This window comes from Fructobacillus tropaeoli (genome assembly GCF_001047135.2).
Classification (GTDB): domain Bacteria; phylum Bacillota; class Bacilli; order Lactobacillales; family Lactobacillaceae; genus Fructobacillus; species Fructobacillus tropaeoli.
Genome location: NZ_DF968078.1, coordinates 17,565 through 29,775 on the forward strand (window position 1 = coordinate 17,565; position 12,211 = coordinate 29,775).

The window sequence follows — 12,211 nt, forward strand, 5'->3', positions numbered from 1 at the left end:
TTAGATGATTAATTCACGGTTTGCTAAATCAGTAACCAGCATGTGGCCTGGAGCATGAGTAATCGCCAGATGTGGCTTTGTGCTCATCACCACTGCCTGAGGAGTCACGCCGAAGGCCCAGAAAACAGGGATTTCGCCTTCTTTAATCGTGACGGCATCGCCAAAATCTGGATTGTCTAAGTGCGTAATCCCAATTTCTTCTGGATGACCGATTTGAATTGGGGCCCCATGGACGCTTGGAACCCGGCTAGTTACCTGAACTGCTTTGGTCACCTGGCTGGCCGGAATTGGCCGCATACTAACCACCATATTGCCGGAAAACTGACCGGCACTCTCTAATGGAATATTAGTTTGATACATTGGCACATTCACTTTTTCTTCAATATGCCGAATTTCAATTCCAGCTTCCAGTAGCAGGTCTTCGAATGAAAAACTGACAAAGTCATCTGACCAATACTTTTCAATTAATAGGGGCTCCTCGACTAAAACGCCATCCTGGTAAACCCGATACTTTGGGATATCTGTCGCAATATCCAGGTCCTGACCTAATCTTTTTAACCCGCGTTGCCCCAATTCACTCACTTCCAATATTGGAATCGGTTTTGGATTGCGCTGCGCTAACAATAAGAAATCATATGCATCTTTTTTTGGTAAAATAATCAAATTTGCTTGTGAAAAACCCGGACAGATGCCAGCGGTTGGACTGACAAATTGATTATTGCGGACCAAACGACGAAATTCTGCTGGTGTCATTTAATTTCCTCCTTCCAGCTGACGGTCAAGCCAATTGATATCCGTTCGGCTATCTTCAGCAATAAAATCAGGATGATATAAGATTTTGCTTAACAAATCCAAATTCGTTTCAATGCCCAGGATAACTGTCTCATCAATGGCTACTCGTAAGCGTTTCAACGCATTTTCTCTTGAAAAATCAGTCGCAATAATTTTTAAAATCATGGCATCATAATTCGATGGCACCCGATAACCCTGATAGATGGCCGTTTCGATCCGAATACCAAGACCGGCTGGTAGGTGCAAGCCGGTAATTTTCCCAGCGTTTTAGCGAGAACTCTGGCCTCGATTGCTACTACAGGCTGCTCATGGTGTGCAATGGCTTGAATACTCGTTCCAAAGGCCAATGCTAACTGAGCACTGATCAGGTCAATCCCTGCCCTTTCCTCTGTCACGGCATGTTCCACCTGGATCCGGGTGTTCATTTCCATAAAGTAATAGCGACCAGGACCCTGATAAAGAAACTCAAAGGTACCGGCACCGCGGTAGTTCAATCTTTCTGTGGCCTTCAATGCCAGTGAAAACATTTCCTGGCGTGTGCTCTCATCCAGATAAACGCTTGGTGCTTCCTCAATCATCTTTTGATGGCGGTGCTGAATGGTGCAATCGCGATCGCCAAGCACCAACCCGTGACCGTTGTCATCGCCTAGAACTTGAATCTCGATATGACGGGGCCGGTCAACAAATTATTCCAAGTACATACGTTTGTCATTGGCGACGGCCATCACTTCCTGCTGGGCTAGTTGAAATTCGCCAGTAAAATTTTCTGCTCGCTCAACCACCCGCATGCCTTTTCCGCCACCGCCGCCGACTGCTTTGAGCATCACCGGATAACCGATTTCTTCAGCTTGCTTCAGACCCCGGGGTGCTTCGGTAAATGATTGATGGCTCCCGGTCACAATAGGGACGCCGATCTTGGCCATTTCCTGTCTCGCAGCTGATTTATTCCCCATCATGCGAATGGTTTTTGCAGTTGGTCCAATAAAAATAAAACCTTTTTCTTCAACAAGCTGTGCAAAATCAGCATTTTCTGATAACAAGCCATAGCCCGGGTGAATGGCAGTACAGCCTGTAATTTCGGCTGCGGCTAAGATGGCATCCTGGTTAAGATAACTTTCAGCAAGACTCGCTGGCCCAACTTTAACTGCCTCGTCAGACATTGCCACATGTAGGGCATTTTGATCAGGCTCCGCATAAACAGCAACCGTTTGCAGGCCCAATAATTGAGCCGCTCGAATAATGCGGACAGCGATTTCACCACGGTTGGCGATTAAAATTTTATTCTTTCTTTTTTTAATTTCCATCACGGCACAATCCTAAATAAATTTTGACCATATTCAATGGCGTCCCCGTCAGCCACAAGGACTGCATCGATTCGGCCATTAACCCCGGCTATGATTTCAGTCATCATTTTCATGCTTTCGATAATGGCAACGACCGTCTCTGGCGTCACCAGGTCACCAACCTGGACAAATTTGTCCGACTCTGGTGATGGCGCGGAATAAAAGGTCCCGACAAGAGAAGAAGAAATGAACTGCTCAGCTGATGCGTTCGTTTCGATACCCTTCGTTGGCTGACTAACCGTGGCCTGCTGGCCTGGTTCTTTGCTCAATTCGATTTCACAATCCTTATTTTTAAAGTGAAGATGGGTTAGATTGTTCTCAATTAACAAACTAACAAATGAATTAATGTCTGTATTGTTCATCATTTCCCTCATTAATCTCATAATAGCCTCATCATTCTTTAACATATTAGGTTTTAAAAAATCAATTTTACATTATTTGGTCAGCTTTCATGACACAGATTAGAATCACTTTAGCGCTATTTTTCTCATATATCTTCTAAAAAAGCCGATATTAAACCGGCTTTTCTTCTTTATTTTCTTCTCGGATTTTAACCAACAATTGTCGCATTCGTTCATTATCAGCTGGCTGCCCCAGGGTAATTCGGACACAACTTGGGCTTAAACGCTGGCTGATTTGCAGACCCTCTTTCAAGAAAGATTGTCCATAGCGCTTGGCGTCCCCCACTTGCACCCATAAAAAGTTTGTTTGTGAAGGGTAAAATTCAAACTGATTTTCTCGCAGAAAATCTTCAAACTTGTTGCGTTCAGCCTGAACCTTTGCAACCGTCTTTTGCAGGTAATCTTGATCCAAGACAGCAGCCGTGCCTGCCTCAATTTAAAAATCAGACAAATTATAGGGCAACCGAACAGCATTCAATTTTTGAGCTAATGCTACATCCATCATGCCGTAACCAATCCGCAGATTGGCCAAGCCGTAGGCTTTCGATAAGATGCGTAAGATAATCAGATTTGGATAATCAGCCAAAAGTGGCACGACGGTATTGTCGCTTGCATCAGCAAAATCGATGTAGGCCTCATCAACGACTAAATAAACGGACTTTGGTAATTGCTGCAAGAGTCCTTGAATGTCTGGATCAGATTCCAAAACGCCTGTCGGATTGTTGGGGTTCGCCAACCAAACCATCGATGTCTGGTCATTCACCGCAGCCAAAATGCCCTCAAAGTCGACATGACCAGTGCTTGCATCAATGGCAACCGACTTCGTTTCTGCCTGCTCAATTTGGGCATGAATGGCATATTCACCAAAAGTTGGTGCAGAGACAATGATGTTTTGTCCCGGTTCTAGAGCGAGCCGGGTTAACAATTGAATCAATTCATCGGCACCCACACCAAAAACCAACATTGCGGGATCGACTTGGTTTAATTGAGCCACCGCCCGGCGCAATTTTTGCGCAGAACCATCTGGATAATAGTTCAACCGGTCAAAGGTCACCGCCGCTAACGCTTCTTTAACTTTTGGTGTTGGGCCATACACCGACTCGTTAGCCGACAAGCGGGCCAACGTTTCCAATTGATACTGGTCTTTAATGGCTGCAAGGGGCTGTTCTGCCTGATAGGCTTTTAATGCTGCAACTGATTTTTTCATAAGCTCACCGCCAATCTGATCGTTCGTGTAATTTGGACTTTTGGCCGACCCGCGAGCCAAGTTCTGCTTGAATATCCGCTAAGCTAATCCCCTGATCAACCAATAGGACCATCAAGTGAAAAAACAGGTCGGCTGTTTCATACGTTAGTTCTTCTTGGCTGTTTTTGGCACCAACAATCACCTCGGTGCTTTCTTCACCAACTTTCTTCAAAATTTTATCTAGTCCTTTATCGTAAAGGTAAGCGGTATAAGACCCCTCTACCGGATTTTCTTTTCGTTCCAAAACTTGGTCATTGAGTTCTTGTATTGTTTGTTCCATTTTGTTTTCCTTTCAAAGAAGTAGCGATAAACAATTTTGACGAGCTTATCTCACGGCTGACTGCCCACTGTGTCTTGACTGAACTGATTTTCCAGTGAATCAACCGGATTGAAAAAACAGGAATAAGCATTCGTGTGGCAGGCCGGTCCTGCTGGTTCAACTTCAATTAAAACCGTATCTTGGTCGCAATCCAACGTCATCGAAATCACTTTTTGGGTATTGCCCGAGGTTGCACCCTTGTGCCAAAGTTCTTGCCGTTCGCGCGACCAAAACCAGGTTTGGCGCGTCGCAATCGTCTTCTCATAGCTTTCTTGGTTCATATAAGCGAGCATCAGCACGGCCTTGGTCTTAGCATCGACTACAATTGCTGGAATTAAGCCGTTCTGATTTGCCTTATTAAAATCAGCTGTTACCTGGGTCATAGACGGACCTCCACTTGTTCTTCTTTCAAACTTCGCTTCAAATCAGGAATGGCGATTTGGTTATAGTGAAAAACCGAAGCAGCCAGAGCAGCATCAACGGAACTGTCCGCAAAGACATCAACAAAATCCTTGGTTGTGCCAGCCCCGCCAGAGGCAATAATTGGAACATCGACAGCCGCGGTTAATTGCTGATAGAGTCGCAAATCATATCCCTTTTTCTGGCCATCAGCATCAATACTTGTCACCAACAACTCCCCAGCGCCAGCCTGAACCAGCTCTTGCGCCCATTTGAGGCATCGAGCTCCGTTGGCTTCGTTCCTCCTGAAACATAAACCCGGTAAAAGCCATTGACGGGGTCCCACTTCGCATCAATCGCCCCGACCATTGCTTGGGCACCAAAGATTTGTGCCCCGGCCGTCACTAACGAGGGATCTTTGACGGCAGCCGAATTCAGAAAAATTTTGTCGGCACCCGCCTGAATCAAGCTCGTCATCTCATCCAGTGAGCGGATTCCGCCGCCAACCGTTAACGGAATGAAAATTTCTTTTGAGACCTGGTCGACAACTGATTTCATCGTGGCCCGGCCTTCAATCGTGGCCGTGATATCTAAGAAGACCAGTTCATCGGCACCCATTTCTTGGTAGCGCTTGGCCAACGCCACTGGATCGTCAACGGCGCGAATTTGGTCAAAGGAAATCCCCTTGACAACTTGGCCGTTTTTAATATCCAAGGCTGGAATAATTCGTTTCGCTAACCCCATCTTCTGCCTCCTTTAAATCAGCCAACGTTAAATCACCGTCGTATAGTGCGCGACCGACAATCATATCGACCAACCCGCTTTCCTGTAGCGTTGCAATATCGGCCAGTGTGCTGACTGGCTTCAGTCCAGCCGGCCGTCTTCACCTGACCATCTTGACCATCAACACCGACCACAATTTTTTCTGGGCCAAAGCGGGTAACCGCTTCCTGCACCAATTCAGGATTCGTCACGGCAATCGATCCGAGAATCACCCGATTAATCCCGAGTTGCAGGTAATCATCAATCTGTTGCAGGGTGCGAATCCCACCGCCCAATTCAAGGAAAATATCGCTATTTTCTCGTAAGCGTCGAATCAAATCGGCGTTAACGGACGCCCCTTTCTTGGCACCATCCAAGTCGACCAAGTGAACCTGCCGTAAGCCTGCCGCTTCAATGGCCTGCAGTTGGGTAAATGGATCTGTTTCCACCACCATCTTCTTTTGGTAGTCACCTTGATAGAGACGAACTGATTCGCCGCCAAGCAAGTCAATCGCTGGAAAAATCATACGACCACCACCATTTCTTGGAAACTTTGCCAAAGTGACAGCCCATCCAGTCCTGATTTTTCAGGGTGGAACTGGACGCCGATTACATTTTTATTCACCACAATGCTTGGCACTGCAACCTGACCGTAAGGCACCGTGGCCGCAATATATTTTTTGTCCGTTACTACGTAGTAGCTGTGGACGAAGTACGTATACTTATCATCAATTGTCTTAGCTAACGGATTTTCCAACTGAACCTCGTTTTTATTCCAACCCATTTGTGGTACTTTATAATTTTTTTGCTGGGGTAAGGCAACCACCTGACCTGGAATCAAACCCAAGCCCTCCGTTTCACCAAACTCTGTCGATGAATCAAACAAAAGCTGCATGCCCAAGCAAATGCCCAACAGTGGCCGGCCTGATTTTGCATAGTCCTTAATTGGCTCCACTAATTCAGCTGCTCTGAGTTGGTCCATCGCCTTCGCAAAAGCCTCCACGCCCGTCACCACCAGGCCGTCCGCGCTGGCAATGTCTGCCGGATCCTTTGAAATCTTGACCGACATGCCCGTATATTCAATGGCCTTGGCCACATTCAATACATTTCCAGCCCATAATCAACAATCACAATCGTCATCTGATCCTCTTCTTTCTCAAATCGTCCCTTTGGTCGAATTGACACCCTTGATTTCCGGATTAATCGTCACGGCTTGGCGCATCGCCCGCCCCATTGCCTTGAACATGCTTTCAATTTTGTGGTGAGTATTGCGACCATAGAGCACTTCGATGTGGATATTGGCTCGTAGCTGGTCGCTAAAGCCCTGCCAAAAGTCCTCCACGACTTCCGTTTCAAAGGTTCCAAGTCGTTGGGCCGTTAAATCAGCTTGGAAGACGAGATATGAACGGCCAGATAAGTCAACTACCGCCCGGGTCAATGTTTCATCCATCGGCACAAATTGGGCACCATAACGTTCAATGCCAACTTTGTCTCCCAACGCTTTCGCAAAGGCCTGGCCCAAAGCGATGCCGATATCTTCTGTCGTGTGGTGACTATCGACTTCCAAGTCGCCCGTGGCCTTGATTTCCAGGCCACAGCGACCATGCTTAGCAAACAAATTGAGCATGTGGTCTAAGTAGCCAATGCCACTGGAAATTGTCGCAGGACTTTGATCATCCAGGTCCAATTTCAAGCTAATTTGCGTTTCCTTTGTATTACGAATAATCGTTGCTTGTCGTTTAGTCATCTGCATTCACCCGACTTTCAATTGCTCGTGCGTGCCCTTCTAGTACCTCTTCTCGTGCTAAGGCCGTTACGAATGGCGCATCTTTGACGAGCGCTTCTTGGTCATACTCTAAGTATTGAATTTTCTTTTGAAAATCCCAAACCCCCAGGGCCGAAGAAAAACGAGCTGTCCCTCCGGTTGGCAAGATGTGATTTGGTCCAGCCAGATAGTCTCCGAGCGGTTCAGAGGCGAAAGGCCCTAAAAAGACGGAACCAGCATTTTGAATTTGATCGAGATACGAACTTGGGTTTTTCAATTGAATTTCCAAGTGCTCAGGAGCCAGCTTATTCATCGTATCCAGCATTTCTTGGACTGTTTCTACCAGGTAAATCACGCCATTGTTGGCAATTGATTGGCTGGCAATTTCGCGCCGAGGTAGTTTGGCCAATTGTTCATCGACCTCTTTCATCACCCCTTGTGCTAGGTCGGCCGAATTGGTCACGAGCATGGCTTGTGCCCGCACATCGTGCTCAGCCTGGGATAATAAATCAGCGGCCACATTCTTGGCATTGGCCGTCTCATCGGCCAGGATGCCGATTTCTGAAGGGCCGGCAATCATGTCGATGGCCACGGTCCCATAGACCTGGGCACCACCGATTTGGTAAATTTCATCAACACCAGCAATCGAGGCGGCAACAAGGACCGCCGGACTAATTCCCTTTGCTTGTGGTGGCGTCACCATTACAATTTGGTTGACACCGCCAATTTTAGCTGGAATGGCATTCATCAAAACAGAAGATGGATAGGCAGCCGTCCCTCCCGGAACATAAATCCCAACAGCAGCTAGTGGCGTCACCTTGGTGCCCCGAATCACACCTGGACGGTTCTTGTCTTCAAAGGACTGACCCCGTTCCAACTGGTGAAAAGAACGAATATTTTCGGCGGCTTCTTTCAACGCCGTGATGACCTTTTCGTCAACTTGATCAAAGGCGGCTTGAATCGCAGCCGCTGGCACCCGGAGGTCGTTTAATTGAACTCGGTCAAAAGCTTGACTATATTGCTTTAACGCTTGGTCACCCTTTTTTGGACCGTGGCAATGATATCTTGAACTTGCTGCGTCAAAACTTCATCCTGTCGATTCGTATCTGACCGCTGTCTCAATTCGGCTAAGTCTGTTGGTGTCATTTTTTCAATAATTTTCATTCTTTTACCTCTTCTTTCAGTGCAACTAGGTTTGCTAAGCGCTTAATAACGGTCGTCAACTCATCTTGGTACTGGAGTAAGGAGCCCTTACGAACCAGGAAGTGAGTCGCTACCGGGCCAACTCGGTCGAAAATTTGTAAATGGTTTTCAACCAGCGTTCGACCAGTTTGAGTAATATCAATAATGGCATCAGCCAGGCCGGTAATTGGTCCCAATTCAACGGACCCTTCGAGCTTGATTAATTCGACATCCTCGCCCTGGTCGTGAAAGTATTGACTGGCTAACTTGGGATATTTCGTGGCGATGCGGAGTCGACTGATTTTTTCCGGTTCAAAGTCCTCACAGGCTGCTAAAACGAACTCTGCCTTCCCGGTTTGCAAATCCAACACGTCATAGTGATTTTGTTCCTGTTCGGCAATCGTGTCCGAACCGACAATGCCGACATCACCAATCCCCTGGTCCAAATACTTCGCCACATCGTTGGCCTTTACTAAGATAAAACGGTAACGGTTGTCGGCCGTTTCGAAGACTAATTTACGCGCCGGATTGTCCAATTGACTTGTATCGACACCGGCTTTTTTCAGTAATGAACGCGCATCCTGTTCAACCCGTCCCTTGGCCAAAACCACAACAATCGGGTCTTGGGCCGATAAGGAAGACAAATCACGTTGCCGATCAGCTAAGACCTTTTCGACTTTTAAAGCCATGCCCATGGCCGGAACCGTTTCTTGGTCGGCTTTTGAAAGCAACCGGTCGTAGCGTCCCCCAGAAAAGAGATAGTCACCTAGGCTCGGAACAAAGCCACGGATAATGGTACCGGTGTAGTACGGTTGCGGTGAAACGGCGGCCAGATCAACCGTCACTGCCACATCTGGATAGTGGCGGTGTGTGTAGTTCGCCAAGCGCACCCAATCGTCCATGATTTCCTTCACAGCTGGAATTCGTCGGAGCTTTTCCATGGCCGACTCCCCGTTTTCGCCAAATGCCAGCGGCCAGTCGGCTAATTCAGCTGGGAAATCAGGAATTTGTGCCTTCAGCTGCTCGAAGCGGGAAATGTTTTTTTCCCCAATTGCCTGCTTCATTTCGCTGCGGATGCGGTCGTCCAAATCAAATTGCTCCAAAATCAAGTCAATCAAACGAGCGTCACTAAGGACAACCTGAACATCGACAATGCCAAAGCGCTGGGCAAAGGCTAACATCGTTTCTAATGTTTCAATTTCTGCCTAGAAGCTCTGCTCGCCAATAATTTCAATCCCGGCCTGCGTTTCCTGGTTGTAGTCGCCCGATAAATTCACGATTTGGTGGAAGACATCGCCGAGGTAGTACAAGCGGGTCACAGTTGACGTTGTTTGATTTGCCGCGAGAAAGCGGGCAATTGGTAAGGTCAAATCAGGCCGTAAAACTAATTTTTCACCCATGTGGTCAAACAGATGGAAAACTTTCTTTTCCTGGTATTGGTCAAAGACACTCTCCTGCTCGATAAGCGGTGTGCTGACGGGGATGTAGCCTTGATCATTCAAAACATTAATAATGGTTTGCTCAATCGCCTGCTTCTCTTTCAGCGTTTCACCATATTGATCACGCGATGCCGCAGCTAACATCTTTTGGTTCATTATTTATACCCTTTCTGATTGGTTCAACCAACTAAAAAACGCCCAAACAAACTCGAATCGAGTTTGTAAGGACGTTTTCACGTCTTCCCACCTACATTCCACTTTTTGCTTACGCAAAAAATGCTCAGTAACCTTCTAACAAAGGTCTGTTTGATATCGGAAACAACCGGGTTAGTTTTTGGACTAATCTGCTCGTTAGTGTGTTTTCATCTTGGTACTGGCGCTCATCTCAATGCGTTAGCTTGAGCACTCCCTGTACAGTTGACCAATAATTACTTGTCTAACTTCTGCGTATTACTATTAAGTTATTTTCATTCTATAACTTTATTTCCCTTTGCCAACACCTTTTATCATTATTTTTGAATCTATTCATTAAAATTCTCATGTTTTTGGTGAACGCTTGCCGCCAGTTCGTCATAGGCCAGACCCAAATCTGCAACCTCGTGGGCATCCGATCCATAGGTCATGGGTACTTGTAAAGCAACTGCCTGACGTAAAATTTTTGCATCCGGATAACTTTCACCGCAAAATTCTTTACGCAAACCTGCGGCATCGACGTCTAATTCACAGCCCTTTTCTAGAATGCTCGTCAAAATAGCTGCGATCTTCTGTTGGTTTTCCTGGTCGAAATAAGGAAAATCAAAGTATTTTTGGAATTTACGAATCAACGTGATGTGGCCAACCCGCACCGGTGTTGACAAACCTGTGTCAAAATCAATACTTTGCTGAACCATGGTTAAGTACTTGTTGAATAAGGCCTGCGGGTTCTGTAATTCCGTTGAAAAAAACTGTTTTAGCTGGTCGGGATCGTAATCAATCGGTCCAATCAAACCATGATCATTTTCCAAAAATGCACCGATAGAACAATTTCATCAATCCAGTCAGCATTTTCTTGCAAAAAGGACTTCGTTTCAGCCTCGTATCCCGGTAAATAATCAACCTCAAACCCCTGATTGATACGGATTTTGTCCCCGTATTTTTCTTTCACTCGAGCAACTTCTTCTTTGTAAGCGACCAGTTCACTGGCAAGCATGGCCGAGTCATCATCCTGACTTCTCGGTCCGGCATAAGTAGCTAAAAAGCCCTCTGGTAAGGGCGCATGCTCCGTCACCACATAATCGGTAAAACCAAGTTCGATTGCTCGTTCAAGATATAAATCAAGGGGTTCCTGACTTCCGTGGTGGGAAAAGCGCGTGTGCGTGTGGCCGTCTTTCTTCATCGTCTCAAAGACTCCTTCTCATTTTTTCTTCATCAAGACTAATAAAACACCACTATGCTATCATATTCCTAGGGAAATAGATACTTTTACTCAAAAAAGGCCCTTCAAAAAATCAGTTTCAATTGTACCCGCTGATTATGAAATCTAACCATCCATCTAAATCGATTTCTGCTCTCTTAACCAAAAAATCGCCATGGTCCAGCTGATTTTTAAGCACTAAAAAACCCCGAAAGTGTAGGGCTTTCGGGGCACAGTCCATACGACTGCAAGATTGTAACTTGTTGTTGTAGGATGAATTTTTTGTGACTTCGCTTCCATCCTAACCTGGACTGACCGAGTTGGCCTCACGTTTCATAAAGAACGATGCCTGCAAGGATTTGGCGTTTGCCAAAGAATTGTTTACGATTGCTGAGTTTTTGCCCAACATCATCTTTGTGTTCAGAGAAAACTTATTCTTCATATACAGTACCTCCAAGAACTTAATCCTTTTAGGAAACGGCCGGCCATTTCCTTAATTGAATTATACAACGCTTTGTCAAAATAGCAACATTAATTTTTAATTATTTTTTTGACAACTGTAATCTTCCTTTCATCGTTCCTTCATAAAATCAGTGATTGGTTCCCCATCTTCCTTCCACCTATTCAAGGTATCAAGGATGTCATCTGCTAGCCATTTTCCTCTTATCAAGCGCCATTACAATTGTTATTTTGTTGATTTTGCATTTCGTTGAGCAACCATGTTAAAATCGTACCTGGATTCAAGAGAAGTAAAAAATTCAGGAGAAGATTACTTGTTTAAAAATCAAAAAAGAAATCCACTGTTCCTACTGACATTAATACCCTTAGCGTTGACGGACTTATCCAGGCACCTCAGTTCAATCGAGTATAATTTGGCCTTTAGCCTTTTTGTTGCTACCGTGGCAATTGTCCTTTTGCCACTACAGAAAAATAGCGAAAACGATAACTTGGTTCGTCCCCGCTACTTCAAATTGATGACCATTATTGGAACCGGACTCTTTGCCTTTTCGGGAAACTTCCTTTACCAGCAAGAAATCAATCGGCAAATGGCGACACAAAACAGTGTTAGTGTTTACCCGGTCTTCCTGGTACTAATCCTGTTGCCGGCGGCACTAGTATACCTACTCGACTGGCATACCCATAAAAATTAACACAAAAGGCCCCCACCCC

Annotated in this window: 9 protein-coding genes and 7 pseudogenes; 1 reads left to right on the forward strand and 15 read right to left on the reverse strand. The window is 45.9% G+C overall.

The window, feature by feature from the left end; all coding sequences use genetic code 11:
• The 15 genes and pseudogenes from AOQ32_RS00090 to AOQ32_RS08600 form a co-directional block, all read right to left on the reverse strand.
• Positions 1-753 carry a putative hydro-lyase gene (locus AOQ32_RS00090; protein WP_059393026.1) on the reverse strand — a complete coding sequence of 251 codons (753 nt, stop codon included), beginning with the start codon at positions 751-753 and terminating at the stop codon, positions 1-3.
• Positions 754-2,096 (reverse strand): annotated as a pseudogene (locus AOQ32_RS00095) (acetyl-CoA carboxylase biotin carboxylase subunit).
• Positions 2,096-2,497 (reverse strand): acetyl-CoA carboxylase biotin carboxyl carrier protein, encoded by a 402-nt coding sequence (locus tag AOQ32_RS00100; RefSeq protein WP_059393027.1) that lies wholly within the window; start codon positions 2,495-2,497, stop codon positions 2,096-2,098. Before AOQ32_RS00100 ends, AOQ32_RS00095 begins: the two are co-directional and overlap by 1 nt.
• Positions 2,498-2,648: 151 nt before the next feature.
• A pseudogene (gene hisC / locus AOQ32_RS00105) lies at positions 2,649-3,743 on the reverse strand (histidinol-phosphate transaminase).
• A 4-nt stretch (positions 3,744-3,747) separates the two neighbouring features.
• A complete protein-coding gene (gene hisE / locus AOQ32_RS00110; RefSeq protein ID WP_059393028.1) occupies positions 3,748-4,062 on the reverse strand; it encodes a phosphoribosyl-ATP diphosphatase in 315 nt (104 codons plus the stop codon).
• Positions 4,063-4,112: 50 nt separating this feature from the next.
• Positions 4,113-4,484, reverse strand: coding sequence for a phosphoribosyl-AMP cyclohydrolase (gene hisI, locus AOQ32_RS00115; RefSeq protein WP_059393029.1), 372 nt, complete (start codon positions 4,482-4,484; stop codon positions 4,113-4,115).
• Positions 4,481-5,244 (reverse strand): annotated as a pseudogene (hisF, locus tag AOQ32_RS00120) (imidazole glycerol phosphate synthase subunit HisF). The gene hisI and the pseudogene hisF overlap by 4 nt, the downstream one beginning before the upstream one ends.
• 32 nt (positions 5,245-5,276) lie before the next feature.
• Positions 5,277-5,822: a HisA/HisF-related TIM barrel protein gene (locus AOQ32_RS00125; protein WP_338066416.1), complete on the reverse strand. Its 546-nt coding sequence runs from the start codon at positions 5,820-5,822 to the stop codon at positions 5,277-5,279.
• Positions 5,786-6,402 (reverse strand): annotated as a pseudogene (gene hisH, locus AOQ32_RS00130) (imidazole glycerol phosphate synthase subunit HisH). The gene AOQ32_RS00125 and the pseudogene hisH overlap by 37 nt, the downstream one beginning before the upstream one ends.
• 16 nt (positions 6,403-6,418) lie before the next feature.
• Positions 6,419-7,009 (reverse strand): imidazoleglycerol-phosphate dehydratase HisB, encoded by a 591-nt coding sequence (gene hisB / locus AOQ32_RS00135; protein WP_059393034.1) that lies wholly within the window; start codon positions 7,007-7,009, stop codon positions 6,419-6,421.
• Positions 7,002-8,191, reverse strand: a pseudogene (gene hisD, locus AOQ32_RS00140) (histidinol dehydrogenase). The gene hisB and the pseudogene hisD overlap by 8 nt, the downstream one beginning before the upstream one ends.
• Positions 8,188-8,904: an ATP phosphoribosyltransferase gene (gene hisG, locus AOQ32_RS09095; protein WP_338066425.1), complete on the reverse strand. Its 717-nt coding sequence runs from the start codon at positions 8,902-8,904 to the stop codon at positions 8,188-8,190. Before hisG ends, hisD begins: the two are co-directional and overlap by 4 nt.
• Positions 8,887-9,804 (reverse strand): annotated as a pseudogene (locus tag AOQ32_RS09100) (ATP phosphoribosyltransferase regulatory subunit); the annotation flags it as partial. The pseudogene AOQ32_RS09100 and the gene hisG, both read right to left, overlap by 18 nt.
• A 365-nt stretch (positions 9,805-10,169) precedes the next feature.
• A pseudogene (gene hisJ, locus AOQ32_RS09150) lies at positions 10,170-11,023 on the reverse strand (histidinol-phosphatase HisJ).
• A 319-nt stretch (positions 11,024-11,342) separates the two neighbouring features.
• Positions 11,343-11,483, reverse strand: coding sequence for a hypothetical protein (locus AOQ32_RS08600; RefSeq protein WP_158531844.1), 141 nt, complete (start codon positions 11,481-11,483; stop codon positions 11,343-11,345).
• Between the two features lie 331 nt (positions 11,484-11,814).
• Between AOQ32_RS08600 and AOQ32_RS00155 the strand changes: the two genes are divergently transcribed.
• A complete protein-coding gene (locus AOQ32_RS00155) occupies positions 11,815-12,192 on the forward strand; it encodes a hypothetical protein (protein WP_148666505.1) in 378 nt (125 codons plus the stop codon).
• Positions 12,193-12,211 lie beyond the last annotated feature (19 nt).